We start from the raw sequence: 26515 nt of genomic DNA on the forward strand, positions 1-26515 counted from the left end.
TTCCCGGGGTCACCGGCGCCGCAGCAGGTACTTGTGCTGGCCGGACAGCACGAGTTCGCCGCGCTGGTTGTGGATGGTGGCGGACGTGGTCACCACTCCGTTGTCGCCCTGGGGCTCCAGGCCGGTGATGGTGAGTGCCGGGTACAGGGTGTCGCCGGAGTGCACTTCGGCCAGGAAGGCGCAGGAGAGTTCGAGGAAGCTGATGAACACCTCGCCGATGAAGTGCGGGAACAGGGTGGCGCCGGGGGCGGTGAAGGCGAGCACCTGCAGGCCGTGCACCACCGGGGCCGGATGGCCGTGTCTGCGTGCCCACTCCGCGTCGTAGTGCACCGGGTGGTTGTCCGCGGAGACGGTCTGGAAGGCGGCGGCGTGGGCGTCCGTCAGGGTGCGGCTGGGAGCCCGGAAGACCTCGCCGACGCGCAGGTCCTCGAAGGTCCTGGCCGGCACGACGTGGAAGGTGTCGGGATCGAACGCCGGCGGTGTCGCCGGGGTGGTGTGGGGCTGTGTCATCGAGGTGTCCTCTCGTGGGGGCGGGGCCGGATGGGCGGGCGGCTCGGGCCGGTCTAGCGGCGCGGGGCGATCCGGGCGGCCAGGAGGTTGGGGTCGTCGTTGGTGAAGTAGGCGCCGCTGGCGATGTAGGCGGTGGTGCCCCGTACGGCGAGGGAGGTCGGGTTCTCCAGTCCGTCGGCGCCGGTGAGCACCACCCGGTGCCGGCCGCCGGGCTCGACCAGGGCGATCTCGTTGTCCGCGTTGATCGCGGCGAGGAGGGAGTCGCCGTGGCCGGTGAACGCGAAGTCGTCGATGTCGACCAGGCCGGTCGCCCGGGTCTCGACGTGGCCGGCCTTCCCCTGCCGGGTGACCGGGACGCGGAGCACGGTGCCCTGGTCCAGGTTGGACACCCAGACCGCGCCGTGGTGGACCTTGATGCCGTTGGCGCCGAGGAATCCGGTGGCGGCGAGGGCCGGGCCGGTGGCCCAGCGGGTGGGTGTGCCCCCGGTGACGGGCACCCGCCAGACGGTGCCGAGGACCGAGTCGGCGATGTACAGCAGGTCTTCGTGCCGGTCCAGGGCCAGGCCGTTGGGCAGGCCGTCGGCCGGGAGTGCGGCGATGCGCTGCGGGGTGCCGCCGGGGCGCAGCCGCCACAGACCGGTCAGATCGCTGCTTCCGGTGGCGTACAGGAAGTACAGCGTTCCGTCGTGGGCGCGGACGATGCCGCCGAGGAAGGGGGACGTGAGGGCGGGGGTGGTGGAGCCGGCCGGCGGTTCGGGCAGGGTGGCCAGTACGCGCACGGTGCCCTCGGGGCTGATACGGGCGACCTGGCGGCTGTAGGCGAAGGTGACGACGGCGCTGCCGCCGGGTTCCAGGGTGATGTTCTCGGGGCGCTGTCCGGCGGTGATGTCCAGGTGGGCCACGAAGCGCACGTCCGGCCGGGTGCCGGGGGTCGCCGCGGTCGCGGGGCCGGCGGCCGTCACGGCGAGGGCCGCCGCCACGGCGGAGGCCAGGAGGCCGGTGCGCGTCCTGGTGAGGAATGTGGGCATGGGGATCTGCCTTCCTTTCCGGGTGATCCGGGGAATCGGTGGTGTGAGGGGCCGTGCGGGGACCGGGCTTCTTCCGCCTCCGGACCGGGGCCGGGCGGTGTGCCGGGTCAGCCGGCGAACCTCTGCCGCAGCTCGCCGATACCGCTTACGGAGCTGACGAGTTCGTCGCCGGGCGCGAGCCGGCGTGGTGGGGTACGGCCGAAGCCGACGCCGGCCGGGGTGCCGGTGAAGACGACGTCGCCCGGGAGCAGCGGGAGGACGCCGGACAGCTTGGCGATGAGGGCCGGGACGGAGAAGACGAGCTGCCGGGTGCGTCCGCGCTGCACTTCCTCGCCGTTGACGGAGCAGGTCAGCTCCAGGTCGTCGGGGTCGTCGAACTCGTCCGGGGTCACCAGCCACGGGCCGGTCGGGGCGAAGCCCGGGTAGGACTTGGCGAGGCTGAACTGGGGGGCCGGGCCCTCCATCTGCAGGACGCGTTCGGAGATGTCCTGTCCGGCCGTCAGCCCCGCCACATGGCTCCAGGCATCGGCCTCGGACACATGGTGCGCCTCCCGGCCGACAACCACGACGAGTTCCACCTCCCAGTCGGTGTGGCCGCCCGGGGGCAGTGTCACCTCGGTCACCGGGCCGGTGAGGGCGGTCGCGTACTTGGTGAACACCGGTGGCATGCCCTCGGGGGTGGTGAAGCCCGCTTCGGCGGCGTGGTCCCGGTAGTTGAGGCCGATGGCGAACAGCTGCCGGGGGGCCGGTGCGGGCGCGCCGAGGTCCTCGGCGGCGAACGGTGTCCCGCCGGTGAGGACGGTCCGGGCGGCCCAGGCGCGGAACTCGGCCCAGCGGGAGTAGACCGCCTGGGGGTCGGCGGAGAAGAGCCCGCCGCTGGCCGTGTGCACGTCGATCGCCCGGTCTTCGGCGATCACGGCCAGCCGGCCGCTGAGATTGGCGATGCGCAAGGTGGGTTCCCTGGGGAGTGGGTGCGGTGGGCGGGGGTTACCGCCGCCGACGTGCGGGGCGGTCCGCGTTCCAGCCGTTGGGGCGGGTCGCGCGTTCGAGTGCGAGCAGCACGGACTGGTAGGGGCGGCCGGTGGCGTGTTCCATGCCGATCTCGCAGGTGCGGTTGGCCGACAGGAAGGCGTCGAACGTGCCGGACGCCACCTCGGCGGCTTCCTGGGCGGTGGCCGCCTCGGTCAGTTCCTTGTGCAGCAGTCCCCGGTCGCCGGCGAAGCCGCAGCACTCCGCGTAGACGGGGACGGTGACGTCGCGTGCCACGAACTCGGCGACGGCCCGCAGCTGTTCGACGTCCTTCAGGTGTCGCATGGAGCAGGTGGGGTGGAGGACCGCGCTGGCCAGCGGTTCGGTCACCGTCAGGTGCGGCAGCAGTTCGGTGGCGGCCCAGACGACCGAGTCCACCACGGTGAGGGCCTGGTGCTTGCGCAGGTTCTCCGGGGTCAGGTAGGGAGTGACCTCCTGTCCGATGCCGAGCGTGCAGGAGGAGGCGTCCACGACGAGCGGCAGGCGCCCCTCGTCGGTCCACTCCCAGGCCCGTTCGACCACGCGGTTCGCCATGACGGTGTTGCCGGTGTCGTATCCCTTGGAGTGCCAGATGGTCGCGCAGCACGATCCGCCGAGGTCCGGTGGTATCCACACCGGCCGTCCGGCCCGGTGGGAGACCTCGGTGACCGCCTCGGGCAGGGAGGGCCCGGGCGCGCCGTCCGGGCCCGCGAAGATCCGGTTGACGCAGGCCACGTAGTAGACGGCGACGGCGGTGCCGCGGTCGGTGGCGGGCAGCGGTGTCCGCGCGGGGGACGGAACGGCGGGGATCCATTCGGGGACCAGGTCCGGTGAGACCGCGGTGCGTACCGCGGAGGTGACACGGCCCAGGGTCCGGTCGCCGATGTGGTCCGCGACGCCGAGGGCGGCCCGTACGGACGCCTCCACCAGGGAGAACCGCCGTGCGAGGCGGGCCGCGGCGCGTTCCTCCCGTGCGGAGTGGCGCTGGTGGCGGAAGGCCTTCATCATGGCGCCGGTGTCGATGCCGACCGGGCAGGCCGTCTTGCAGGTGGAGTCGCCGGCGCAGGTGTCGACGGCGTCGTAGCCGTAGGAGTCCAACAGGCTGTCCAGGGCGGCCGAGTCGTCGCTCTGGCGCATCATCTCCCGCCGGAGCACGATGCGTTGGCGTGGTGTCGTCGTGAGGTCGCGGCTGGGGCACACCGGTTCGCAGAAGCCGCACTCGATGCAGGCGTCGGCGACGGGTTCGATGCCGGGGATGGTCTTCAGGCCCCGGAGGTGGGCGGCGGGGTCTCGGGTGAGGACCACGCCGGGAGCCAGTACGCCGTCGGGGTCGAGTATCTCCTTGATCCGCCACATCAGTTCGGTGGCGCGGGGTCCCCATTCGGCCTCTATGAACGGTGCCATGTTGCGGCCGGTGGCGTGCTCGGCTTTGAGGGAGCCGTCGAAGCGGCTGACCACCATGGCGCAGAACTCGTCCATGAAGTCGGCGTAGCGCCGGACGTCCTCGGGCCGGGCGGCGTCGAAGGCGAGCAGGAAGTGCAGGTTCCCGTGCGCGGCGTGCCCGGCGACCGCCGCGTCGTACCCGTGCCGTCGCTGTAGGTCCGCCAGGGCTTCGCAGGCCTCCGCGAGACGCGAGGGCGGTACCGCGAAGTCCTCGGTGATCAGGGTGGTACCGGCCGGGCGGGCTTTGCCGACCGCGGTCATGAACGCCTCGCGGGCGTGCCAGTACGTGTGCACGGTGGCCGGGTCGTCGACGAAGCGATTGGTGACGGACGGCACCGGGGCGACCAGGTCCAGCCGTGCCAGTACGGCGGCGGCGGCCCGCCGGTGGGCCTGGTGGGTCGGCTCGTCGGGGGCTTTGAACTCCACCAGCAGGGCGGCGGTCTCCCCGGGCAGCTCGGCCCAGTCGGCGGGGACGCCGTCGACGCTCGCGCAGGCGCGGAGGGTGTTGCCGTCCATCAGCTCCACCGCGCGGGCGCCCGCGTCGTTGAACCGCGGTACCGCCGCCGCGGCTGCCGCGAGGTCCGGGAAGAACAGCAGTGCCGTGTGGGTGAGCCGGTCCAGGGACACGGTCTCGAAGACGGTCTCGGCGATGAAACCGAGCGTGCCCTGGGAGCCGACCATCAGCCCGCGCAGGATCTCCACGGGGGTGGAGCCGTCGAGGAAGGCGTCGAGGCGGTAGCCGTTGGTGTTCTTCAGTTCGTACTTGGCGCGGATCCGGGCGACGAGCGCGCCGTCGGCCTCGATCTCGGCCTTGAGTGCCAGCAGGCCCGCGCACAGTTCGGGTTCGGATGCCCGCAGCCGCTCGTCGGCGTCCGGCGCCGCGGTGTCGACGACCGTGCCGGACGGGAGGACCAGGGTGAGGGAGGACAGCAGGCGGTAGGAGTTGCGGGTGACGCCGGCGGTCATGCCCGAGGCGTTGTTGGCGACGACGCCCCCGACGGTGCAGGCGCTGGAACTCGCCGGGTCGGGCCCCATCAGCCTGCCGTACCGGGACAGCGCGATGTTGGCGCGTCCGACGGTCGTACCCGGCCGGATACGTGCCTTGCGGCCGTCGTCGAGGACTTCGAGGCCGGTCCAGTTGCGGCGCACGTCGACGAGGATGTCCGTGCCCTGGGCCTGCCCGTTCAGGGAGGTGCCGGCCGCCCGGAAGACGACGGCACGCCGGTTTTCGCGGGCGTACCGCAGCACCGCGGCGATGTCCTCGATGTTCCGCGCGATGACGACGGCCTGGGGTACGAAGCGGTAGGGGCTGGCGTCCGAGGCGTACTTCACGAGGTCGGACAGGGTGTGCAGCACCTTGTCCGGGCCGAGCAGGCGGACGAGGCCGGCGCGCAGGGCGTCCGGTGTGCCGGACGCCCGTGCGTCGGGGACCCGGTCGGCCGCGGGGACGCGGGTATGCCGCGGGCGCAGCTTGCCCGGTTCCGGATCGAGCAGTGCCATACGGCTCTCCGTTCCATGGCGGGGTGGTCGCCGTCGGTGCCCGGGACGGCGGGCACTCGGGGGCGGGCGGGGGCAGGGCCCCGCGGCCGGTCGGTCACGGCCGCGGGGTTCGCGTCCTCGGGCGCAACGTCGTCGTCGGGCGCGGGAACGAGTGACCGGCCCGGGTCAGCGACCGGAGCGGACGGAGCGCACGGCGCTGAGGATCAGATCGGTGACGGGCCCGGGGTCGCTCACGGACACCGCGTGCGGGGCCCGGACGGTGACGGTGCGGGCGCGGGCGCGTCCGGCCATCCACCGCTCCGCGGCCGGCGGGATGTTGCGGTCCTCGGTCGCCACGAGATACCAGCTGGGGATCGTCTTCCACGCGGCGGCGGTGGCGGGCTCCTGGAGCGCGGCGAGGGTGATCGGCCGCTGTCCCGCGGCCATGACCTGGGCGGTCCGGACGGGGACCCCGGCCGCGAACTGGCGGCGGAACAGGTCCTTCCTGATGACCAGTTCCTCACCCTGGCCGCCGCCGGGCAGCGGGTAGTGCTGGGTGACGGTGGCCTGCCCCAGGGTGCTTCCGGGGAATGTGTCGGTGAGCTGGAGCGCGCTCTCCCCGACCTCGGGCACGAAGGCGGCGAGGTAGACCAGGGCCTTGACGTGCGGGGCGTCGGACGCGGCCTGGCTGATGACCGCTCCGCCGTAGGAGTGCCCCACCAGCACGACCGGTCCGGTGACACTGTCCAGGACACTGCGGATGTAGGCGGCGTCGCTCGCCAGTCCCCGCAGGGGCAGGGCCGGCGCCAGCACGCGGTGGCCGTGCCGCTGGAGGCGCTGGATCACGCCGCTGAAGCTGGAGGCGTCGGCGAACGCGCCGTGGATCAGCACCACGGTGGGCGCCTCCGGGCGCCCGTGCGGTCTGCCCGGGCGGCGGTGTGACGTCTCCGCCGGTGCGGCGTGCGCGACGCCCGAGGTGCCCAGCGCGGCGGCGCCGGCCAGGAGGGACGCGGTCACGGTGCGGCGTGAGATCGGTGAGTTCATCGGTCACTCTCTGCGAAGGGGAGGGAGGAAGAAGGCCGTGCCCGGACGGCCGGGCGGCCGGCCGTCCGGGCGGGCGTGGCCGGTGGCCGGGGCCTCAGGCGGAGGTGGCCTGGACGGCTTCCTCGATCAGTTCGACGACGCGCTCGGGGTGGGAGAGCATCACCAGGTGGGAGGAGTCGACCTCGACCGTGGTCATGCCGGCCCGCTGGTAGCCGTAGCGCTCCACGTCCGGGTTGATCGTGTGGTCGGAGGAGGCGACCAGGCCCCAGGAGGGCTTGGTCTTCCAGGCGGCGGCCGGCGCGGCGTCGGCGAACGCCTGGGCGGCCAGGGGGCGCTGGGAGACGGCGAGGATCTCGGCGAGCCGGGCGTCGACGTCGGCGGCGAAGATGGCCGGGAACTTGTCGGGCCGGACCGACACGTCGGTGCCGTTCTCGGTCGAGCCCTCGATGGGGAAGGGCGTGTAGACGAGGGCGGCGGCGAGGTCGGAGTCCGGGAAGCGGCCCTGGAGTTCACCGAGGCTCTCGCCCTTCTCCAGCGCGTAGCCCGCCAGGTAGACCAGCGCCTGGACGTTGTCCTCGGTGCCGGCGACCGTGATGACGGCGCCGCCGTAGGAGTGGCCCACGAGGACGACGGGGCCGGGTATCTGCCGGACGACCGAGGCGACGTACGCGGCGTCGCCGATCAGGCTGCGGTTGGGGACGGCCGGGGCGACCACGTCCAGACCGCGGGCGAGGAGCCGGGGGATCACCTCGGCGTAGCTGGAGGCGTCGGCGAAGGCACCGTGGACGAGGACGACGGTCGGCTTGGGGGAACGGGACATGGGAGTGCTCTCTTCCGGGTGTGATGGTCGGTGTGCGGGACGGCCTGACCGGCCGGCGCCGACCGCGATGAGCGGGATGCGTGGGATGAGTGAGATGAGTGGGATGAGCGGGATGAGAGGGATGCCGCTGGTATGTAAGGGACCTTAGAGCCGACGGGCGGAGGGCATTTGTCCGTCAGTGCCCTGCTTGTGGACTTTCCGTGCCCGCGAGGGGGATACGGATCAGCCGCTCCAGTCGGCGAGGAAGTCCAGGAGTTCACGGTTGACGACGTCCGGTCGCTCCTCCTGGCACAGGTGCCCGCACTGGGCGATGGGCACGCCGCGGACGTCGCGGGCCATCCCCTTCCACACGTCGAGGACGTCGTAGGCCTGTCCGACGGCACTGAAGTCCTCGCCCCACAGGGTCAGCACGGGGCAGTCGATGAGCCGGTCGGCGTCCTCCTGGTCCTGGGCGACATCCTCGGGTGCCGCGCGATAGTCCATGCAGGAGCCTCGTACGGCGCCGGGCTGCTGGTAGGCGCGGACGTAGACGGCGATCTCGTCGGGGGTGAGCATGTCGGGGTTGTACGACCAGCTGCGGTAGAAGTGGGTGAGCCAGGTCTCCTCACGGCCGGCGATCAGCGCCTCGGGCAGGTCGGGCACCCCGAGGAAGGTGAAGAACCAGTAGCCCTGCCGGGCGAGCCGCACGTCGTAGGTCTCGGCGATGATCCGGGTCGGGATGTTGTCCATGGCCACGAACCGGTCGATGCGCTCCGGGTGGTCCTTGGCGAACCGGGTGCCGACCCGGGCTCCGCGGTCGTGGCCGACCAGGGCGATCCGCTCGTGCCCGAGGTGGTCCGCCAGCGCGACGATGTCGTTGGCCATGGTCCGCTTGTCGTAGCCGGAGGCGGGTTTGTCGGTGTCGCCGTAGCCGCGCAGGTCCGGTGCGATGACGGTGAACCGCTCCGCCAGCACGGGTATCTGCTTGCGCCAGCCGTACCAGGTCTCGGGGAAGCCGTGCAGCAGGTAGACCGGCGGGCCCTGGCCGGCGCTCACCCAGTGCTGCTTGATGCCGTTGAGTACGGCGGTGTGGTGCGTGACATCTGTCGGGTCTGTCATGTCGGTGGCCCTTCGGGTCGGCGGGGGTTGCCAAGCAGAGGTCGCGGAGCGGGGGTTGCCGCGCGGGGATCGCCACGCGGGGAAGGGACGGCGCCGGGCCGTCGGCCGCTCACGGACGCGGAACGTTGCGGAGGTTCGCCCGGGCCAGGTCGATCATGCGTCCGACGCCGCCCGTGAGGACGGTGCGGCTGGCCGACAGCGCGAACCCGGTGACCTGCTCGGTGGTGATCTTCGGCGGGATGGCGAGGGCGTTGGGGTCGGTGACCACGTCGACCAGGGCCGGCCCGTCGTGGGCGAAGGCCTCGCGCAGGGCTTCACGTACCTGCGTGGCCTTCTCGACCCGGATGCCGCGTGCGCCGGCGGCGGTGGCGATGGCCGCGAAGTCGGTGTGCGGGTAGTCGGTGCCGTGCGGCGGCAGTCCGTCGACCATCATCTCCAGGTCCACCATGCCCAGCGAGGAGTTGTTGAAGACGACGACCTTCACGGGCAGGCCGTGGTGGACGAGCGTCAGGAAGTCCCCCATCAGCATGGAGAAGCCGCCGTCACCCGAGAGCGACACGACCTGGCGCGAGCGGTCGAGGAACTGCGCGCCGATGGCCTGCGGCAGCGCGTTGGCCATGGAACCGTGCACGAACGACCCGAGGATGCGGCGCCGGCCGTTCGGCGTCAGGTAGCGGGCCGCCCACACGCAGCACATACCGGTGTCCACGGTGAACACCGCGTCGTCGGCGGCCTCCTCGTCGAGCACGGACGCCACGTACTCGGGGTGGATCGGGGTGTGCCGGCCCGCGTCGTGGGTGTAGGCGCCGACAGCGCCCTCAAGGGCGTGGACGTGCCGGTGCAGCATCCGGTCGAGGAACCGGCGGGACGGCTTCTCCCGCACGGCGGGAGTCAGGCACCGCAGTGTCTCGCGGACGTCTCCCCACACGGCGAAGTCCAGCTGGGTGCGCCGTCCCAGGCGCTCGGGCTGCACGTCGACCTGCACGGTCCGCACATGGCGGGGCAGGAAGTCGGTGTACGGGAAGTCCGTCCCGAGGAGCAGCAGCAGGTCGCACTCGTGCATCGCCTCGTAGGCGGCGCCGTAGCCCAGCAGACCGGACATCCCGACGTCGTACGGGTTGTCGTACTGGATGTGCTCCTTGCCGCGCAGCGCGTGGCCCACGGGAGCCTTGACCTTCTCGGCGAACGCCATGACCTCCGCGTGGGCGCCTTCGACACCCCGGCCGCAGAACACCGTCACCTTCTCGGCCGCGTCCACCAGCTCGGTCAGCCGGGCCAGTTCCTCGTCCGCGGGCCGGACCGTCGGGCGGTCCAGCGGCGTGGCGAGTTCCGCGCCGCCGGCCGGGGAGCCTTGCGCGGCGACATCCCCGGGCAGTGCCACCACGGACACTCCGCGCCGGCCGACCGCGTGCTGGATCGCGGTCTGCACCACCCGCGGCATCTGCCGGGGTGAGGAGATCAGTTCCGAGTAGTGGCTGCACTCCTCGAAGAGCCGGTCGGGGTGGGTCTCCTGGAAGTATCCGGTGCCGATCTCGCCGCTCGGGATCTGCGCGGCCAGGGCGAGGACCGGTGCCATCGAGCGGTGCGCGTCGAACAGGCCGTTGATCAGGTGCAGGTTGCCCGGCCCGCACGACCCCGCGCACGCGGCGAGCCTGCCCGTCAACTGGGCTTCGGCACCGGCGGCGAAGGCCGCGACCTCCTCGTGCCGGACCTGGACCCACTCCAGGGAGCCGTGCCGTCTGACCGCGTCGACGACGGGGTTCAGGCTGTCACCGACCACCCCGTACATGCGTCGCACGCCGGCGCGCGCGAGGAGGTCTACATACTGCTCGGCGACGGTCTGTCTGGCCATGGTGCTCCTCGGATGGTCGCTCACGGGGTCGCGGCCAGGCTAGGAAGACGCCGAGCGGACCGGTTGTTCCTCCGTGCACCACTCGGCGACCCTCAGCGCACCACTGCTGTCCATGCCCCGCGATGACCGCGCGCGCCACGCGACACGGCCCGCGCGTCTCCTCGCCCGCCGGAACCGCCCGGGGCGGGGCCCGCATGACCCGTTCGGCCGACGGCGCACCCGCCGCCGCGACGGAAACGGGAAAGGAAGACGGGTACACGGCACCGTCCACGGCATCCAGGGAGCACCATGAACGGCCACCGGAGCACCCCCGCCGACCGGCACCGCCGCCCCGGAGACATGGACGGCCGGACCGCCGAGGCCCTCGAACGGGCCGCGCGCGAGGTGCCCCCACGCGCTCGGATCGCCTTCTCCGTCGGACCACCGCACCCGTGACCCACCACGGAACGAAGCCCCACCCCCACCCGCACCCGCACCCGCACCCGCACCGGACGGTGACCATGCAGACGTTCCTGCCCGACTCCGACTTCCGACGCTCCGCCCTGCTCCTGGACCGCCGGCGCCTGGGCAAGCAGCGGGTCGAGGCGCTCCAGGTGCTGCGCGGGCTGACCGTGCCCGGCTACGGCTGGCGCAGGCACCCGGCCGTGCGGATGTGGCGCGGCTACGAGGAGGCCCTGGTCCGCTACGGGCTGGAGATCTGCCGGGTGTGGCGGGAACAGGGCCACCAGGACAGCTGCGCCGCGTCACTGGTCGCCGGCTACGCCGGAACCCACCCCGGCGCTCCCGTGCGCGACCAGCCCGCACTCGCCCGCGCCGGGGAACTGCCGCCCTGGCTCGGTGACCCCGCCTTCCACCGCAGCCACCAGTCCGCGCTCGTCCGCAAGGACCGGGAGACCTACGCGGACGTGTTCCCCGGCGTCCCCGACGACCTGCCCTACGTGTGGCCGTCCTCGGACCGGGAGGCCGACGGGGCCGCCGGCACCCCGCCGGCACCTTAGTGGTGTCCCCGCCGCAGCGGGCAGGCCCCCCGCACAGGCTGTACCGCCGTTCCGCCGGGGGCCACCGTGAGGGCCGGTCCGTTCGCTGACAGGCAACACCCGGGACGCCGACGGCAACCTCACCCGCCTTCCCGTTCCCTACCGTTCGGCTGACCTGCTTCCACGGGAAAGGACGCCGATGAAGCGCAAGACGATGGCATGGGTGCTGCCCACGTTGCTGGTGGCGTTGAGCGTGGTGGGCTCCGGGGCCCCGACCTCGGCCCAGAGCGAGCGGGCCGCCACCGCGGTCCCGACCACGGCGGTCGGCCCCCAGTACGACACCACACACGTCTATGTCACCCCTGGCGACGTGGACGCCTTCGTCGCGAGCTGGGAGGCGACCTTCGGCGGCACCCACACCGCGAAGGTCGTCACGACCGTCACCCCCACGCCCAGCAAAACCGAGTCCCAGCTGGTCCTCTCGCCCGTCGGCACCCTGTCCGTCTTCGACTTCAAGACGCCCGTCCCCTATCCGTTCGGCACCGAGCGGACGGGCTGGCTCGTGAGCGACCTCGACCAGGGGGTCCGGCAGGCCCGCCAGAGCGGGGCGCGCGTCGTCGTGACGCCCTTCGCCGATCCCATCGGCCGGGACGCGGTCGTCCAGTTCCCCGGGGGTGTCAACGCCCAGCTGTACTGGCACACCAAGGCCCCGTCGTATGCGCCGTTGAAGACCGTGCCGGACAACCGCGTCTACCTGACGCCCGACTCGGTGGGCGATTTCCTCGGCGCCTACCTCCGGTTCACCGGGGGCCGGATCGTCTCCGACCAGCGGGCGGCGGACGCCGGTGACATCGGCCTGCCCGGGCGGACGTACCGGCGCATCGCGCTCCGCTCCCCGTTCGGCAACACCGTCGTCAGTGTCACCGACGGCCACCTTCCCTATCCGTTCGGCCGCGAGACCACCGGCTACGCGGTGCACGACCTCGCGGTCACACTGCGCAAGGCCGAGGCGGCGGGCGCGAAGGTGCTGTGGGGGCCGTACACCGCCGAGGGCCGGTCCACCGCGACGGTGCGGTTCCCGGGCGGATACATCGCCGAACTGCACACGGCCCACTGACGTCCGCCCGCCCTCGCCTGCGCGACCGGCCGACGCGGGCACGTCCCCGGGAACACGGCCGGACCGGACGGGCGGAGCGGCGGTCAGAGCCGGGCGGGGGCCGGGATCTCCACGGATGCGGCCGGTGCGAGCTCGCGACCGGTACGTGTCCGGCAGTAGTCGTCGCGGACCGGCCGATAGTCGGGAACGCGGACGGCACTCAGCAGGTGTGCCCATCGCGCCGCGTTCGTCTCGATCCCGTGGGCGACGCGGTCGCGGGCGGCCTGGTCGGGGGCGTCGGCGAGCTGCCTGGCGTGCTCCCACGCCTGAGCACGCCAGGTCCGGAACAGTTGCCGGGCGGTGAGGCCGGCGATGGGGTTCCAACGGTCGTCGGCGAGGGCGACGACCGGGTCGTAGCGGCTGGCGACGTCCTGGACGGCGGGGCTGTAGGCGCGGTCCAGAATCTTCTGGAAACGGTCGTAATCGGGCTTGCGCGTGCCTCCTTCGGGGCGGGTGAGGCCGAGGGTGGCGAGGACATACGGCATGTCCCGCTGGATGTGCGCGTTGGCTCCCAGGAGCACGTCCTGCCCGGCGTTGACATCGGCCGTGCGCGCCGCGGCGAACGCCGCCTGCCAGGCGGCCGGGACGGGACGTCCGGCGCGGTCGGCCTCGTAGGCGTCGAGGTACAGGTTGACGAAACCGGTGTTGAGGCTGCCCGCGAGCCAGGACGGCTCGTCGAAGGGTTCGCCGTCGACGACCGCCGCCTCCAACGAGCGTTCGAGGTGGACGTAGATGGCGGGGAAGGGGGCGCGGTGGTCGCAGCCCAGCCGGTCCCGGATCCCTTCCAGGGTGCGGCGCGCGTCCTGCACGCAGCGGATGACCGCGCCCTGGCACACCAGGGGCCCGGCCGGGGCCGCGGTCGGCGCGGCGGCGGAGGTCGTGCCGCCGCTGAGGGCGATCACGCCCGCCATGGTGACGGCGATGAACGTACGGACTCCACGCGGCCGACGGCCCATGGCTCGCCCCTCCTCGTACTCCCCGGCGGCAGAGGTATCGCCTGCTGAAACGAGGCCGAGGGACGGGGGGTTACGGCCGGAGAGGTAACGAACACGCGGCCGGCCGCGGCGCTTCCCCACCCTTTCATGTCGCACTTGTGATCTATATACAGAAAGAAGCGGATTGGTGTGGAGAGTAGTCAAATTACGGTTCCGCTCCACCTGTTCATGCTGAAGGATTGTTCTTGCCCTTCATGGCACCACGCCCCCGTAGCGGCTTTCCGTGGGCCGCTGGAAGGAGGAACGAGATGGAGAACCCGGAAGTGACGGGTGAGGAGTACGAGTCCCCGATGATGGTCGAACTCGGGGAGTTCGCCGAGCTGACGAACGGCATCGGTTCCCAGACCTGGGACACCATCTGGCTGTGGGACTGAGGCCCCTGCCGTGCCGGACACGCACGAGCCGGGCGGTGAGGGCGAGTTCGTCGTCCTTCCCGACTGCGAGGGCGCCCTCGCCCCCACCGCCCCGGGCACCGAGGTCCTGGCCGCTCATCCCTCGGGTCGGCCGCTCGTCGTCGGCGTACTCCACGGCGACCGGCTCCTGGTGGTCCGCACCCCGGGCGGGACCGTCGTGGTGCTGGGCTTCTGCCCGGTGGACCGGCGTCTGCTGGAGTCCCGGTCGGCCGGCGCGCGCACGCCGGCCGAGATGCAGAAGGCCGCGTCGGGACTGCCGGGCAGCCATCATGTCGTCGTCTCGTCCGGGGGAACGGTCCGCGCCTGGGGCACCTTGGCCCACACCCGACGGCTGTTCTACACCTCGGGGCCGCCCCCCGTGCCGGCGTCCAATCGCGCGGATATCCTGGCCGGTGGCGCCACCGCGCTCGACGAGACCGCGCTGGCCCTGCGGCTGCTCCTTCCCGGCGTGCCGCATCCGCTGTCGGACACGACCGTGTGGCGGGGTGTCCGAGCGCTGCCCGGAGACCACTTCCTCGAACTGACCCCGGACGGCAGGGCCCGGACCGGGCGGCGATGGACCCCACCCCGCCCCGAGCTGGCGCGGGCACAGACCGCTGTCCTGCTGCGCGAAGCTCTCTGCGGCGCCGTACACGCCCGTATCGAGACGGGGGCGGTCGTCAGCTGCGACCTGTCCGGCGGGCTCGACTCCACCCCGGTCGCCTATCTGGCGTGGCAGCGGGCGAGCCGGCTCGTCGCTCTCACCCTCACCGGCCTGACCAGCGAGGACGACGACACGGGGGCGGCGGTACGAGCCGCTGGGCACATGCCGGGGGCCGACCACAGGCTGATCGGCGCGGACGGGCTGCCCCATGTCCTGGAAGGTCTCTTCGACACCCGCCCCGCCACGACGAGCCCTTCCAGGGTCTGCAAAGCGCACGCTTCCTGGAGTTGGCGCGCCTCGCCCGGTCCGCCGGTTCCCGGCTGCACCTGACAGGCCACGGCGGTGACGAGGTGCTGACGGCCCCGCCGTCCTATGTGCACACGCTGATCCGGCACCACCCCTTGTCGGCCCTCAACCACCTGTACGGGCAGCGGGGGTTGCGGCGGTGGTCGGTGCGGCAGACCTGGCAGCTGGTCAGCGACCGCCGCTCGTACGGGGCGTGGCTGGCGCACAGCGCCCGGCATCTGCGCTCGCCGATGCCCGGTCAGTGGCGCATCCCGCCGCCCCTTTGGCACCAGACCCTGCGGCTCCCTCCGTGGATCACCGCGCAGGCGGCACAGGCGGTCGCGGACGCCCTGACCGACGCGGCCCGCCAGGCCCTGCCGCTGGCCGAGACCCGTACACAGCACCTGGCTCTGGAGAACATCAGGACATCCGGCCGGATCGCCCGGCTGGTCAACCAGCTGACGGGCGAGGCGGGTGTGCAGACCGCCACGCCCTACCTCGACGACCGGGTGGTGGAGATCTGCCTGGCGACCCGCCCCCAGGAGCGTTCCAGTCCCTGGGAGTTCAAACCGCTCCTGCGGGAAGCCCTGGCGGAGACCGTGCCCCCCGGAATGCTCCGGCGTTCCACGAAGAACGACATGGCCGAGGACGTCCACACCGGCCTGCGCGGCCGGCGACGCGGACTCGCCTCGCTGTGCGACGACTCGCGGCTCGCCCGGCTGGGACTGATCGACGCCGGGGAACTGCGGCAGGCGTGCCTGGCCCCACAGCGGCCGGGGCCCCTGCCGGCCGCCCTCATCCTGACGCTGAACTGCGAAGCGTGGCTGCGTGGCCACACGTCGCCCGCGCCGCGCACCGCCGCCGGCGTCGCCGTACCCGGCAGGCCCGGCCCGTAGCACACCTACCGGAGGAGCAAGGTGAGAAAAGCGAGAGGCGCGGCCCTGACGCGGCCGGGTGATCGGCAGCCCCTGACTCCGGGACGGCATCTGCGCGCGGTGCTGGCCGTCGGCGCGGCCCGCCTGCTGACGCGCAGGCCGCCCCGCGATGTGCGGCGTGTGCTGACCCGCTTGTCCAGGGGAGCGAGACCGGCGACCTACGACGAGGCGGCGGCGGCGCGGGCGGCGGTTCTCAGGGTGAGCGTCATGTGCGCCGGCGACGGCTGTCTCCAGCGGTCCGTGGCCATCGCCCTGCTGTGCCGGTGGCACGGCGCGTGGCCGACGTGGCGGGTCGGCGTCCGTACGATGCCTTTCCGCGCCCACGCCTGGGTGGAGGCGGAGGGAACCGCGGTCGGGGAAAGCAGCGACACCACCTTGTGGCGACCACTGATCACGGTCGCATGCCAGTCCCGGGCGCGGGGGGCCCGCCCATGACACGGAGCGTACGACTGCACCCCCATGTGACGACCGTCGCGACCGACGACGGACTGGTCCTGCTGGACGAGCGCGGTGGACGGTACTGGCAGCTCAACACCACCGCGGCGGCGATCCTGGAACACCTCGCGCGGGGATCGGACCCCCGCGCGACGGCGGAGCATCTGGTGTCCCGTTACGGCATCGACCAGAAGCAGGCGGAAGCCGACGTCCGCGCCTTCCTCGGCCGGCTCCGCTCCGCCGGCCTCCTGGCCTCCACACCGGATGACCGGGCCGCCGGGTAGGGGCGGCCCGGCCGCCCGTTGACGACGGCGGAGGGGAAGGGCGGACCGTTCCCCCACGGCCACGGAAGCGACTCCCCCATGGGCCGGCCGAGGGGTCCCCGGACCGCGCCGGTGTGCGGTGGGTCGGGGAAGATGGGTGGGCCAGCCGTTCCCGCCAGCGAGGAGTGTTCGCGCAGATGGCTACGTCCGCCCCCGGTCCGAAGCCGCCGACGATCGCGGATGTCGCACGCGTCGCCGGGGTCTCGCGTACGACCGTGTCCCACGCCCTCAACGGGCTCGGCAAGGTCGACCCGCGGACGAGGGAGCGCATCCGGCAGGTCGCGGCCGACCTCGGCTACCGGCCCAATCTCCGGGCCCAGCGGCTGCGGCGCGGGCAGGCGAAGGTGATCGCGCTCGCCTCGTCGATGCCGTTCGCGGTGGCGGGCGGGCCGTCCCGGCTCGGGTTCTACATGGAGGTCGCGGCGGCGGCCGCGGAGCGCGCCCTGCTGCACGACTACGCGCTCGTGCTGGTACCGCCCGTGCAATCGGGCTCGGCGCTGTACTCCGTCGACATCGACGGGGCCATCGTGGTCGAGCCGGACGTGGAGGACGCGGCGGCGGCCCAGTTGCGGGAGCGAGGGCTGCCGTACGTGGCGCTCGGCCGGCCGGTGGCGCCCGAGGAGGACACCCCGTACGTCGATCTGCGCGGCCGGATGGTCGCGGAGCTGCTGCTGCGGCACCTGCACGAGCAAGGGGCCGTGCGGCCGGCGCTGATCGTGGGCGCCGGTTCGCGGCACTCGTCCGTGGACGCGATCGCCGCGTACGAGCAGATCGCCGAGGAGTACGGCTGGACGCCGATCCTGGCCGGGGCCGCGGAGTCCGGTGGGGAGCGGGCCGGGTACGAGCGGTGCGCCGCGCTGCTCGCCGAGCATCCCGGGATCGACGCGGTCTGCGCGCTGGTGGATGCCTTCGCGGTGGGTGCGGTCCGGGCGATCCGGGACAGCGGGCGGTCCGTACCCGAGGACGTCATGGTGGTGACCCGCTACGACGGACTGCGGGCCCGCACCTGCGAGCCGCCGCTCACGGCGGTCGATCTGCATCTGGACCAGGCGGCGTCCGACGCGGTGGAGCTGCTGCTGGGGCGGCTGCGCGGGGACGCCGCCGTACCGTCGGTGGCGGTGTCCCCCGAGCCGCGGGTGATCGCCCGGGCGTCGTCCGTGCGGGCTGCCCGGGCCTGAGCCCGGCCCCGTTCAACCGTCGTCGGGCCCAGCCCGTCCGCACCGTCGTCGGGCCCGGCCTCGTCCGGGCCGTCGTCAGGCCCCGAGGATCAGGACGAGTCCGGAGACCAGTGCGAAGACCAGGACGAACAGGCGCATCCGGCGTGCGTCCAGGCGGTGGTGCACCAGTCGGCTGAGCCACGCGCCGGCGGCGATCGCCGGCAGCAGGAGGGCGGCCTGGCCGAGCTCCGTGGCCTGCGCCTTCCCGGTTCCGAACAGCAGGGCCAGGGAGGCGACTTCGCCGACGAGGAAGCACGTGGCGACGGTGGAGCGGAGTTCGGCGGGGGGCCGGTGCTGGTAGACCAGCGCGAGCGGGGGCCCGCCGACGCCGGTCGCGGTCTCCGTCAGCCCGGTCACCGCGCCCGCTCCGACGTAGGCGGCCCGGCCGGGGGTGAACGCGGGCGCGGCCAGGCTCACGACGGCCGCGAGCACGGTGGAGACGCCCACGAACACCCCGAGGCCGCGCTCCGGGATCAGCCAGAGCACCGCCAGCCCGGCCGGGGTGGCGGCGAGCCTCGCCGCGGTGATCCAGCCCGCGCCGCGCAGGTCGAGCGATGCCCGTTCGCGCCAGGCGACGTACAGGTTGAGCGGGATCATCGACGCCAGGACGAAGACCGGGACCAGGTGGGGATCGAGCATCCCGGCGACCGGCGCGACGATCAGCGCGAAGCCGAGCCCGCTGCTGCCCTGGACAAACGCGGCCACGGCCACCGTGAGGGCGAGGACCGTCAGTGTCTGTACCGTCACCGCGCCGCCCTCCGCTCCCGCGACTGGTGCAGTGCCCGTGCCGCGGTGGAGGTGCGGTGCACCCGGGTGATGTCCGCCTCGCCGACGGTGGCGCGGGCCAGTTCGGCGGCGCGCCGCACCAGCGCGGCCCCGTCCCAGTCGGTCGGCCGGCCCTGCCACACGCGCATCCGGCCGGCGACGAAGACGGCCGTGATCTGGTCCCGGTTTCCGCGCCGTACCAGCTCCCAGGGCAGGTCCCAGGAGAGCGCCAGCTCCGGGGTGCCGATGTCGACGAGGAGGAAGTCCGCCGCCAGGCCCTGGGCGATGGTGCCGGTGCGGGCACCGAGGCCCAGGGCGTCGGCACCGCCGCGGGTGGCGGTCTCCAGCCAGGTCCAGCCGGCGCCGCAGGAGGAGTCGCCGGTGCTCAGCCCGTACGCCAGCCGCTGGGCGAACTCGGCGGCCTCCGCGAGCCGGAAACCGTCGCCGCGGGTGCCGTCGGTGCCCAGGCCGAAGCGGATGCCGCGCTCGGCCATGGCGGTCGCGGGCGCCACCGCGTTGCCCTTCCACGCGCTGGCGACGGGGTTGTAGCTGACGGCGGTGCCCGTGTCGGCGAGCAGGGTCAGCTCATGGGGGGTGAGGAGCGCGGCGTGCGCGGCGAGCAGCTGGGGGCCGAGCGCGCCGATGCGGTGCAGGTGTTCCAGGGGCCGCAGTCCGTGCCGTACCAGAGAGCGTTCCACACCGGCCAGGTGCTCGTTCACATGGATCTGTACGACGGCGCCGGACTCGGCGGCCAGGCGGGCGGTGGCGCGCAGGGTCCGTTCGGTGGCCGCCTCGGGGATGGAGATGGCGAGGGAGGCGTGGACGAGCGGATCGCCGGCGTACCGGGCGAGGTGCTTCTCCGCGTTCCCCAGCACGGCCGGATGCCCTGCGGTGGCACCGCCGCCCGCGCCGTCCGTGCCGTCCGCGTCGTTGCAGACGAGTCCCAGTACGCAGCGGATCCCGGCGTCGCGCGCGGCCGACGCGACCACGTCGACGTCCACGTCGGCGCGGGTACCGGCGTCGGCGACGGTGGTGAAGCCCCCGCGCAGTGCTTCCAGGGCGGCCAGCTTGGCCGCGGTGTAGGCCGATTCCTCGTCCAGCGCGCCCTCCAGCGGCACCCACACCCGGCGGAAGATCTCCGACGGCTCCCCGAAGGCGAGCGCGGCGCCGAAGCTCTGGGTGAGGTGGTGGTGGGCGTCGACGAAACCGGGCATCAGCAGCCGGCCGGGCAGTCGCACGGCCGGCGACCGCGGATGGGTGCGCTCCAGTTCGTCCGTTGGTCCGACGGCCTCGAAGCGGCCGTCGTCGATCACGACGGCATGGCCGTCGACGGGGCCTTCGGGCAGCAGTACCGCGTCCGGTACGAGCAGGAGCGGGCCGGGTGCGGTGAGGAGTTCGCGCTCGGGCTGGTTCATCGGTCGCTTCCTGTGCGGACGACGGTCAGCCGGGCGGCGATGCCCGGCCTGACGTGGTGGAAGAGGATGTTGAGGAAGGCGGCGACGAACGCGCCGACGGCGACGCCGCTTTCCAGGAGGATGCGGACGCTCGGCGGGAAGTGGCCGTACACGCCGGGCACCAGGACCGGCAGCAGCCCCAGCGCCAGGGCGACCGCGCAGATGAAGGTGGTGGTGTGTTTGTCGAGGTCCGAACGGCCGAGCATCTGGACGCCGAGCACGGTGATGACGGCGAAGACGACCATGGCGGTGCCGCCGACGACCGCGGACGGGATCACGCTGATCGCGCGGGTGACGGGGGCGAGGAAGCCGATGACGACGAGGACGATGCCGGCCGCGGCGGTGACGAACCGGCTGCGGACGCCGGTGACGCGGACGATGCCGATGTTCTCCCCGCTGGTGACCATGAGCGGCAGGCCGAAGAACGCGCCGAAGAGGGAGGTGAGCGCGTCGCCGCGGACGGTCTTCGGCACGTCGGTCCGGCGGTCGATCTCCTTGCCGACGGCCTCGGCGTTGACGATCGTCTGGCCGGTGGCCTCCGCCATGGAAGCCAGGCTGTAGAGCATCAGCGGCAGCGCGGCGACGAGATGGAACACGGGTGAGCCGAAGGGCATCAACCGCGGCAGGCCGACCAGCCCGCCGCCACCGACGGCGCCGGCGTCGATGGCGCCGGTCACGGCGGCGAGCGCGGTACCGGCGAGCAGGCCGAGCATGACGGCGAGCTGACGCAGGGTGCCGGTGAAGAGCAGGTAGAAGACGACGGTGAACCCGATCGTCGCCATGCCGAGACCGAGGTTGACGGGATCGGCGAAGCCGGGCGTGCCGGGTTGCCCGGTGACGAGGACCGCGCCGACCTTCACCAAATTGACACCGACGATGACGATCATGGTGCCGATGACGAGGGCGGGGAAGAACCGGAGCAACCGGGAGAAGACCGGCAGCACGACGAAGGTGAACAGCGCCGTCAGGATCACCGAGCCGGTGGCGGTGGGCAGGCCGTGCTGTTCGGCGATCGCGAGGAAGAGGATGAGCGGCGCCCCGCCCGGCAGCATCATGAAGGGCAGCCGCGGTCCGATCTTCCACGGTCCGAGCGACTGGATCAGCGAGCCGGCGCCGGACAGCACGAAGGCCGCGGAGAGCAGGTCGACGGTCAGGTCGGCGCCGAGCCCGAGGGTGGCGCTCATCAGGAAGATCGCCGAGATGGGCGTGGCGGCCATGACCAGGACGTGCTGGATCCCGAAGAGCAGGATCCGCCCGAGGGGACGCGACTCGTCCACGGGGTGCGTGCCGGACGGGGTCCCGTGCCCGGGAAGGGCTCCGTGCCCGGCCGAGGGCACGGTGTCGTCGGTGGGAGCGTCCGCGGGGCGGTGGCCGCTTTCGGGGCGGACGGTGGGGGCGGGGTGAGCGTCGGCGGGAGTGGTGGCGGTGACGGGATAGGCGTCGCCGGGAGTGGTGGCGGTAGGGGTGTCGGCCGGGGCCGGGTGGGTGGCCGAGGCGGTGGCGGGGGTCCGGTCGGGGACGGGTGGGTGGCCGACTTCGGGCCGGCTCTGGCGGGGACTGGACACGTTCGGGCTCCGTTCGGTCGTACGACACGCTCGGATTTCAGCCGCGATCCGGCCCTGGACGGAGAGCCAAATCGATTTGGCCAAATCGATTTGGCCGCCAGTATGGGAGCCCGCTGATCCACCGTCAAGGGTTGTCGCAGCGGCCGGCCCGACCCGGCGACGCGGCAGCTCGGTCGGCGACGGCCGCGAGGGGGGCACCGCCCGCGGCTCCTGCCGGGGCAGGAGCCGCTGGGTCGTCGAGCGGGCCCTTCGCCGGGCGCGAACGGCCACTTCGCATGGTTCCGCCGGTTCGCACGGCGCCGAAGCCGCTGGGAGACGCGCGCCGACTCGCCCCGCCCCGGCCCGCGTCAGCTGCTCGCCCCGGGCCGGCTCCAGCTGCTCGCCTCAGGCCTGCGTCAGCTGCTCGCTCCGGGAAGCATCCGGCCCGGGCCGACTCCGCCGCCTCTTTTTCGGACCGGCCGGTCAGGAAGGCCGGGGGCCCGCGGCGCGGCGGAGCCGGTTGGCGATCGCCAGGCCCAGCCCCTCCTCCGTCGGCAAGGACGCCACGATGAGGTCGCAGCCCCGCTGGTCGAGCTCGCGCAGGTACCCGTACAGCCCGCGCGCGTAGGCGGCCATCGAGTCGGGGACCGCCTCCACGACGTGCGTCTTCACCGAGGCGCCGGCGAGCGAGGGGGGAAGAAGGACACCGACCCGATGTCCCAGTTCCTGCGCTTGCTCCGCTTCGGCGACGACTTTCTCCGGCTCGACGAGGACGACCCGCGCACGCGGCGCGTAGTGGGACGGGTGCTGGCCGGGCACCCGGACATGGCTGGTGGCGGGGACCGCGACCGGGCTCCCGAGCACCGCTTCGAGCTCCTCGCGGGTCACTCCGCCGGGCCGGAGGATGCTCGGGATCTCGCCCGTGGCGTCGACGATGGTCGACTCGACGCCGACCTCGCAGGGGCCGCCGTCCAGTACGAAGTCGATGGCATCGCCGAGCTCCGCGCGGACGTGGTCCGCCGTGGTGGGGCTGACCGAGCCGAAGCGGTTGGCGGACGGAGCCGTGACACCGCCGCCGAAGGCCCCCAGCAGCGCCAGTGCCACGGGGTGGTCGGGCACGCGCACGGCGACCGTCTCCAGGCCACCGGTCGCTTCGAGCGGCACCCGCCGGCCGCGCCGCAGGACCAGCGTGAGGGGCCCCGGCCAGAAGTGCTCGGCGAGCAGGCGCGCCGTCGCGGGCACGTCTTCGACCCACTCGTCCAGCTGTTCCGCGCCACCGATGTGGACGATCAGCGGGTGGGTGGGCGGGCGCCCCTTGACCTGGAAGATGCGCGAGACGGCGGCGGGGTCTTCGGCGTTGGCGCCCAGACCGTAGACCGTTTCGGTCGGGAGGGCCACCAGGCCCCCGGCGCGCAGCACCTCGGCCGCCTTCTCGATGTCACTGGTTGTTGCCTTCACGCCGGCAATTCTCTCACCGCCGCGCCCCCGCTCCGTCCCGGCCGACGGCACCGCGTGGGCCCCGATAGCGGTCGCCGATCATGCCGGCGCCTCCGACTCACGCCGGGACCTGCGGCTTCGCCGGGGCGAACCCGGCGATCCGGCCCCCTCACCGCACTCGCCCTGGCGGGGCGCGGTGGGGCAGGGGGGCCGTCGCCGGAGTGGGCGCTCAGAAAGGCTTGCTCGGCAGGTACTTCCCGTCCAGGGTGATCACCGCGCGCTCGCCGCCCTCGGGGTCGGCGACCTTCTTCACATCGAGCTTGAAGTTGACCGCGGAGATGATGCCGTCACCGAACTGCTCGTGGACGAGGGCCTTCAGGGTGGTGCCGTAGACCTGGAGCATTTCGTAGAAGCGATAGATCGTCGGGTCGGTGGGGATGCCGCCGGGGATGGAGCCGCGGGTGGGAATGGTCCGCAGGAGCATCACCGCGTCCTCGTCCAGGTCCAGCAGCTTCGCGACGGCCTTGGCCGACTCCTCCGGCAGGGCCTGCTGGCCGAGTACGGCGGCGGTGGTGAAGGCCACCGACAGACCGGAGGCCTCGGCGATCCGCTCCCAGGTCAGGTCCTTGCGAATCTTGGCCTCGACCGCCTTCACGGCGAGGGCCTGTCGGGCGGCGGGGTCGATCTGGGCATGCACCATGAGAGTCACGTTCCTTACGGGATGGGTGATCAGGAGTCGGTGAGGAGTCGGAGTCAGGACGTCAGGGCGGCCGGCCGGCCGGTGGGGGCGAGGACGTCGACGCGGCCGGTGGGGATGTCGTAGACCCAGCCGTGCAGGGTGAGGGTCCGCTGCGCCAGGGCACGGGCGACCGAGGGATGGGTGGTCAGGTTCGCCAGTTGCGCGAGCACGTTGTGCCGTACCAGCTCGGCGACGTCGCCGTCGCGGGCGGTACGGGCCCGGGAGGCGTCGGCGTGCCGTAGCCAGTCGGCGATCGCCTGGGTGCCGGACAGGTCGTGGCGCTGGGCGAGGGCGGTCATCGCGCCGCACGCCGAGTGACCGCACACCACGACTTCCCGCACGCCCAGGACCGCGACGGCGTACTCGACGCTCGCCGCGACCCCGTCCGGGCAGGGGCCGTGAGCGGGCACGAGATTGCCTGCGGTGCGGACGACGAACAGCTCGCCCGGCTCACTGCCCGTGATCAGCTCCGGTACGACACGGGCGTCCGAGCAGCCGATGAACAGCGTGTGGGGGCTGTGCTGACCGGCCAGGCGGGCGAAGAGGCCCTCCTTGGCCGGGAAGACGTCCCGCTGGAACCGCGCGACGCCCTCGGCGAGATCACGCACGGGGTCACTTCCCTTCGATGGGTCACCGCCCCCTACCGGGCCGGCACACCCCACCCTGCCCGACCGGTTCCCATAGCGTCCAAGACTTGCTGGACCTGACTCCTATAGGTGACATCTATAGTCGGGGGATGGCCCTGGAACTGCGTCATCTGCGCTATCTGCTCGCCGTGGCGGAGAACGGCACCTTCACCCGCGCCGCCGAAGAGCTGCACATCTCCCAGCCCACGCTCTCCCAGCAGATCAAGCAGCTGGAACGGATGCTGGGGGCGCAGTTGCTGGACCGCACCGGCCGTACCGTGCGCCTCACCGACTCCGGCGAGGCGTACGTCCACCACGCCCGCCGCGCCCTGCGCGACCTCGCCGCCGCCGAACGCGCCGTCCACGACGTGCGCGACCTCTCCCGCGGCCATCTGCGCCTCGCCGTCACCCCCACCTTCACCGCCTACCTCACCGGCCCGCTCGCCGCCGAACTCCACAGCCGCCACCCCGGTATCACCCTCACCCTGCGGGAGACGACGCAGGACCGCGTCGAGGCCGGTCTGCTGGCCGACGAGATCGACCTCGGCATCGCCTTCGCCGGCACCCATCTGCCCGGTGTCACCGCCACCGAACTGTTCACCGAAACCCTCGCCCTGGTCACCAGCGCCCGTCATCCGGCCGGCGACCACCACGCACTGCCCGTGGAGAGCCTCGCCCGGATGCAACTGGCTTTGCTCACCGCCGACTTCGCCACCCGCACCCACATCGACGGCTACTTCGCCGAGCACGGCATCAGTCCCCGGACCGCGGTGGAGGCCAACTCCATCCAGGCGCTCACCGCGATCGTCCAGCGCACGACGCTGGCCACCGTCCTGCCCGACGCCATCGCCCACGACCACCCCCACCTCACCCTCGTCCCCCTCGATCCGCCCCTGCCGGAGCGCACCGTCGCCCTCCTCACCCGCACCGACGCCTACCAGAGCGCCGCCGCCCGCGCCTTCACCGACCTCATCCACGACCTCGTCCGCGCCCGTGGGTGACGCCCTTGGCCAACGGGGGTCGTGACAAGGGCCGTTGGCCGGGGCCGCCGGACGGGTCCGGTGGCCCCGGCCGGACGCGGTCAGCGGGGTGTGTCGAGCAGATCGCCGATCTGTTCGTGGAGTTCGTGCGACAGGTGGAGGGGCCAGCGGCCGGCCGCCTCGGCGGCCAGGTCCCGGCTCCAGCGCCAGCTGGAGCGTGCCGCCCTGCGTACGTCGTGGTCGCGGGCGGCGGCCGTGGTGGCGGCGTAGCGGTGGCGGTCGGCGGCCGGCAGGTCCTGTTCGAGCGCGCGGCTGGGGGTCAGCCAATGGGCCGTGCTGTCACGCAACAGGCGGCACAGCTGGAGTTGCCGGGGCGCGATGACGGTGTGCAACAGGGCATGGGCGCGGGCGATTTCGCCCCGGGCCAGGACGTGGGCGAGCATCAGGGTCCAGTTGGTCAGCTCGTCGGTCAGCTGCTGGGCGGTGGACACCGGCTCGGGCGGACGGAAGGTGGCCAGCTGCCGGGCGGCCCGGGTGAGCCGTCCGGTGCGGTCGAGCAGGACGGCGTCGTCGGGGCGGGGAAGGTGCACCATCCCTTGCCAGGCGGGGACTTCGTCGATGCCGGGGCCGGCGGGGGCGAGGTGGAACTCGCCGCGCATCAGATCGTCGAAGACGACGGCGAGGACGCCGTACGTGTTGGTGTAGGCGAGCCGGAGCGGGGCGAGCTGTGCCAGGAAGGCGGGGCCGTCGAAGTCGGCGAGGTGGTCGTCGTGGACGTAGAGGTATGCCTCGATGTCGGAGTGGGCGTCGGCCTCACCCACCGTCCACGAGCCGTAGAGCAGTACGCCCTCCAGGCGGGGGTCGGCGTGGGCGAGTTCTCGCAGGCGTGCGATGCGGTCGTCCAGGACGGAGCGGGCAGCGTGAACGGACATGGTGTGGTGGTGTCTCCTGAGGTGAGCGTGCGGGCACGCTGACGGGACCCGGCACCTGCCGGGCGGATGTCTGTGGACCGTCGCGGCCCGCTCAGGAGAAGTTGCCCATGCCGGAGAGCATAACGGCCGTAGTCGTCACGGCCGTTGCCACCGCGGGAAGCGGAGGGCCGGCCGGCGCCCGCGCCGCTCCCGGCCGCCGGGGCTTTCCAGGATGGCGGCGTCTCATGCGTCGGCCGGCGGATTTCCCTTCTTTCGTGTGCACGCGCCCGGCATTCCGCGCCGGGGTGCCGAGGGCACGCCGATAGTGGTCGGGCCGCAGGGCCGGGATCCGCCGGCGTCCGCCGGACAGTTCTTCAGCGATCCGGACAGTCCTTCGG

26 protein-coding genes are annotated in these 26515 nt (G+C 72.8%); 10 read left to right on the plus strand and 16 right to left on the minus strand.

Annotation, left to right across the window (positions count from 1 at the left end; genetic code table 11):
• Window positions 1-9: 9 nt before the first annotated feature.
• The 8 genes from ABD350_RS12300 to ABD350_RS12335 all read right to left on the minus strand — a co-directional run bounded on the left by ABD350_RS12300 (window position 10) and on the right by ABD350_RS12335 (window position 10282).
• Window positions 10-510, minus strand: coding sequence for a MaoC family dehydratase (locus ABD350_RS12300; RefSeq protein WP_344347976.1), 501 nt, complete (start codon window positions 508-510; stop codon window positions 10-12).
• Between the two features lie 53 nt (window positions 511-563).
• Entirely contained in the window at window positions 564-1538 is a 975-nt protein-coding gene (locus ABD350_RS12305; protein ID WP_344347977.1) for an SMP-30/gluconolactonase/LRE family protein, read from the minus strand.
• 107 nt (window positions 1539-1645) lie between these two features.
• A complete protein-coding gene (locus tag ABD350_RS12310) occupies window positions 1646-2488 on the minus strand; it encodes a fumarylacetoacetate hydrolase family protein (RefSeq protein ID WP_344347978.1) in 843 nt (280 codons plus the stop codon).
• A gap of 37 nt (window positions 2489-2525) precedes the next feature.
• Window positions 2526-5489, minus strand: coding sequence for an FAD-binding and (Fe-S)-binding domain-containing protein (locus tag ABD350_RS12315; RefSeq protein ID WP_344347979.1), 2964 nt, complete (start codon window positions 5487-5489; stop codon window positions 2526-2528).
• 165 nt (window positions 5490-5654) lie between these two features.
• A complete protein-coding gene (locus tag ABD350_RS12320; RefSeq protein WP_344347980.1) occupies window positions 5655-6512 on the minus strand; it encodes an alpha/beta fold hydrolase in 858 nt (285 codons plus the stop codon).
• A 94-nt stretch (window positions 6513-6606) separates the two neighbouring features.
• Window positions 6607-7332, minus strand: a complete 726-nt coding sequence (locus ABD350_RS12325) for an alpha/beta fold hydrolase (protein ID WP_344347981.1) — start codon at window positions 7330-7332, stop codon at window positions 6607-6609.
• 222 nt (window positions 7333-7554) lie between these two features.
• On the minus strand, window positions 7555-8430 hold the full coding sequence (locus ABD350_RS12330) for an alpha/beta fold hydrolase (protein ID WP_344347982.1): 876 nt from the start codon (window positions 8428-8430) through the stop codon (window positions 7555-7557).
• A gap of 109 nt (window positions 8431-8539) precedes the next feature.
• Window positions 8540-10282: a pyruvate dehydrogenase gene (locus ABD350_RS12335; protein WP_344347983.1), complete on the minus strand. Its 1743-nt coding sequence runs from the start codon at window positions 10280-10282 to the stop codon at window positions 8540-8542.
• Between the two features lie 288 nt (window positions 10283-10570).
• Between ABD350_RS12335 and ABD350_RS12340 the strand changes: the two genes are divergently transcribed.
• The 3 genes from ABD350_RS12340 to ABD350_RS12350 all read left to right on the plus strand — a co-directional run bounded on the left by ABD350_RS12340 (window position 10571) and on the right by ABD350_RS12350 (window position 12376).
• Entirely contained in the window at window positions 10571-10717 is a 147-nt protein-coding gene (locus tag ABD350_RS12340) for a hypothetical protein (protein WP_344347984.1), read from the plus strand.
• Window positions 10718-10782: 65 nt separating this feature from the next.
• Window positions 10783-11280: an MSMEG_6728 family protein gene (locus ABD350_RS12345; RefSeq protein ID WP_344348262.1), complete on the plus strand. Its 498-nt coding sequence runs from the start codon at window positions 10783-10785 to the stop codon at window positions 11278-11280.
• Window positions 11281-11458: 178 nt separating this feature from the next.
• The gene (locus ABD350_RS12350) at window positions 11459-12376 is read left to right on the plus strand and encodes a glyoxalase (RefSeq protein ID WP_344347985.1); all 918 of its coding nucleotides are present in this window, start codon (window positions 11459-11461) and stop codon (window positions 12374-12376) included.
• Window positions 12377-12459: 83 nt separating this feature from the next.
• Here the strand turns inward: ABD350_RS12350 and ABD350_RS12355 are convergent, their stop codons facing one another.
• On the minus strand, window positions 12460-13371 hold the full coding sequence (locus ABD350_RS12355) for a DUF5995 family protein (protein ID WP_344347986.1): 912 nt from the start codon (window positions 13369-13371) through the stop codon (window positions 12460-12462).
• A 287-nt stretch (window positions 13372-13658) separates the two neighbouring features.
• On the opposite strand from ABD350_RS12355, the gene ABD350_RS12360 reads away from it, so the two are divergent.
• The 6 genes from ABD350_RS12360 (at window position 13659) to ABD350_RS12385 (ending at window position 17622) form a co-directional block, all read left to right on the plus strand.
• On the plus strand, window positions 13659-13784 hold the full coding sequence (locus ABD350_RS12360) for a lasso RiPP family leader peptide-containing protein (RefSeq protein WP_344347987.1): 126 nt from the start codon (window positions 13659-13661) through the stop codon (window positions 13782-13784).
• A 10-nt stretch (window positions 13785-13794) separates the two neighbouring features.
• Window positions 13795-14796: an asparagine synthase-related protein gene (locus tag ABD350_RS12365; protein ID WP_344347988.1), complete on the plus strand. Its 1002-nt coding sequence runs from the start codon at window positions 13795-13797 to the stop codon at window positions 14794-14796.
• The gene (locus ABD350_RS12370) at window positions 14754-15647 is read left to right on the plus strand and encodes an asparagine synthase-related protein (RefSeq protein WP_344347989.1); all 894 of its coding nucleotides are present in this window, start codon (window positions 14754-14756) and stop codon (window positions 15645-15647) included. The genes ABD350_RS12365 and ABD350_RS12370 overlap by 43 nt, the downstream gene beginning before the upstream one ends.
• Before the next feature lie 99 nt (window positions 15648-15746).
• Window positions 15747-16121: a lasso peptide biosynthesis B2 protein gene (locus tag ABD350_RS12375; protein ID WP_344348263.1), complete on the plus strand. Its 375-nt coding sequence runs from the start codon at window positions 15747-15749 to the stop codon at window positions 16119-16121.
• A complete protein-coding gene (locus ABD350_RS12380; RefSeq protein ID WP_344347990.1) occupies window positions 16118-16405 on the plus strand; it encodes a lasso peptide biosynthesis PqqD family chaperone in 288 nt (95 codons plus the stop codon). Before ABD350_RS12375 ends, ABD350_RS12380 begins: the two co-directional genes overlap by 4 nt.
• A gap of 176 nt (window positions 16406-16581) precedes the next feature.
• Window positions 16582-17622 (plus strand): LacI family DNA-binding transcriptional regulator, encoded by a 1041-nt coding sequence (locus ABD350_RS12385; protein WP_344347991.1) that lies wholly within the window; start codon window positions 16582-16584, stop codon window positions 17620-17622.
• Between the two features lie 75 nt (window positions 17623-17697).
• Here ABD350_RS12385 and ABD350_RS12390 read toward each other — a convergent pair whose 3' ends face one another.
• The 6 genes from ABD350_RS12390 to ABD350_RS12415 all read right to left on the minus strand — a co-directional run bounded on the left by ABD350_RS12390 (window position 17698) and on the right by ABD350_RS12415 (window position 24208).
• A complete protein-coding gene (locus ABD350_RS12390; RefSeq protein WP_344347992.1) occupies window positions 17698-18408 on the minus strand; it encodes a TSUP family transporter in 711 nt (236 codons plus the stop codon).
• Window positions 18405-19841 carry an amidohydrolase family protein gene (locus ABD350_RS12395; protein WP_344347993.1) on the minus strand — a complete coding sequence of 479 codons (1437 nt, stop codon included), beginning with the start codon at window positions 19839-19841 and terminating at the stop codon, window positions 18405-18407. Before ABD350_RS12395 ends, ABD350_RS12390 begins: the two co-directional genes overlap by 4 nt.
• Complete coding sequence (locus tag ABD350_RS12400) at window positions 19838-21157, minus strand: uracil-xanthine permease family protein (protein WP_417801506.1); 1320 nt, start codon at window positions 21155-21157, stop codon at window positions 19838-19840. The genes ABD350_RS12395 and ABD350_RS12400 overlap by 4 nt, the downstream gene beginning before the upstream one ends.
• Before the next feature lie 750 nt (window positions 21158-21907).
• Window positions 21908-22882, minus strand: coding sequence for an L-threonylcarbamoyladenylate synthase (locus ABD350_RS12405; protein ID WP_344347995.1), 975 nt, complete (start codon window positions 22880-22882; stop codon window positions 21908-21910).
• Window positions 22883-23090: 208 nt separating this feature from the next.
• Window positions 23091-23561, minus strand: a complete 471-nt coding sequence (gene cynS, locus ABD350_RS12410; protein WP_344347996.1) for a cyanase — start codon at window positions 23559-23561, stop codon at window positions 23091-23093.
• Window positions 23562-23614: 53 nt separating this feature from the next.
• Window positions 23615-24208, minus strand: coding sequence for a carbonic anhydrase (locus ABD350_RS12415; RefSeq protein WP_344347997.1), 594 nt, complete (start codon window positions 24206-24208; stop codon window positions 23615-23617).
• A 128-nt stretch (window positions 24209-24336) separates the two neighbouring features.
• Here ABD350_RS12415 and cynR point away from each other — a divergent pair, with 128 nt between their 5' ends.
• Window positions 24337-25227, plus strand: a complete 891-nt coding sequence (gene cynR / locus ABD350_RS12420) for a transcriptional regulator CynR (protein ID WP_344347998.1) — start codon at window positions 24337-24339, stop codon at window positions 25225-25227.
• An 80-nt stretch (window positions 25228-25307) separates the two neighbouring features.
• On the opposite strand, the gene ABD350_RS12425 is transcribed toward cynR, so the two are convergent.
• Window positions 25308-26138, minus strand: coding sequence for a nucleotidyltransferase domain-containing protein (locus tag ABD350_RS12425; protein ID WP_344347999.1), 831 nt, complete (start codon window positions 26136-26138; stop codon window positions 25308-25310).
• Window positions 26139-26515 lie beyond the last annotated feature (377 nt).

The organism is Streptomyces nogalater (genome assembly GCF_039532885.1).
In the GTDB taxonomy this organism is placed as follows: domain Bacteria; phylum Actinomycetota; class Actinomycetes; order Streptomycetales; family Streptomycetaceae; genus Streptomyces; species Streptomyces nogalater.

Coding starts and splice junctions, on each gene's coding strand:
- ABD350_RS12300 (WP_344347976.1), bottom strand. CDS start 510: ATGACACAGCCCCACACCACCCCGGCGACACCGCCGGCGTTCGATCCC.
- ABD350_RS12305 (WP_344347977.1), bottom strand. CDS start 1,538: ATGCCCACATTCCTCACCAGGACGCGCACCGGCCTCCTGGCCTCCGCC.
- ABD350_RS12315 (WP_344347979.1), bottom strand. CDS start 5,489: ATGGCACTGCTCGATCCGGAACCGGGCAAGCTGCGCCCGCGGCATACC.
- ABD350_RS12320 (WP_344347980.1), bottom strand. CDS start 6,512: ATGAACTCACCGATCTCACGCCGCACCGTGACCGCGTCCCTCCTGGCC.
- ABD350_RS12325 (WP_344347981.1), bottom strand. CDS start 7,332: ATGTCCCGTTCCCCCAAGCCGACCGTCGTCCTCGTCCACGGTGCCTTC.
- ABD350_RS12330 (WP_344347982.1), bottom strand. CDS start 8,430: ATGACAGACCCGACAGATGTCACGCACCACACCGCCGTACTCAACGGC.
- ABD350_RS12335 (WP_344347983.1), bottom strand. CDS start 10,282: ATGGCCAGACAGACCGTCGCCGAGCAGTATGTAGACCTCCTCGCGCGC.
- ABD350_RS12340 (WP_344347984.1), top strand. CDS start 10,571: ATGAACGGCCACCGGAGCACCCCCGCCGACCGGCACCGCCGCCCCGGA.
- ABD350_RS12345 (WP_344348262.1), top strand. CDS start 10,783: ATGCAGACGTTCCTGCCCGACTCCGACTTCCGACGCTCCGCCCTGCTC.
- ABD350_RS12350 (WP_344347985.1), top strand. CDS start 11,459: ATGAAGCGCAAGACGATGGCATGGGTGCTGCCCACGTTGCTGGTGGCG.
- ABD350_RS12355 (WP_344347986.1), bottom strand. CDS start 13,371: ATGGGCCGTCGGCCGCGTGGAGTCCGTACGTTCATCGCCGTCACCATG.
- ABD350_RS12360 (WP_344347987.1), top strand. CDS start 13,659: ATGGAGAACCCGGAAGTGACGGGTGAGGAGTACGAGTCCCCGATGATG.
- ABD350_RS12380 (WP_344347990.1), top strand. CDS start 16,118: ATGACACGGAGCGTACGACTGCACCCCCATGTGACGACCGTCGCGACC.
- ABD350_RS12385 (WP_344347991.1), top strand. CDS start 16,582: ATGGCTACGTCCGCCCCCGGTCCGAAGCCGCCGACGATCGCGGATGTC.
- ABD350_RS12395 (WP_344347993.1), bottom strand. CDS start 19,841: ATGAACCAGCCCGAGCGCGAACTCCTCACCGCACCCGGCCCGCTCCTG.
- cynS (WP_344347996.1), bottom strand. CDS start 23,561: ATGGTGCATGCCCAGATCGACCCCGCCGCCCGACAGGCCCTCGCCGTG.
- cynR (WP_344347998.1), top strand. CDS start 24,337: ATGGCCCTGGAACTGCGTCATCTGCGCTATCTGCTCGCCGTGGCGGAG.
- ABD350_RS12425 (WP_344347999.1), bottom strand. CDS start 26,138: ATGTCCGTTCACGCTGCCCGCTCCGTCCTGGACGACCGCATCGCACGC.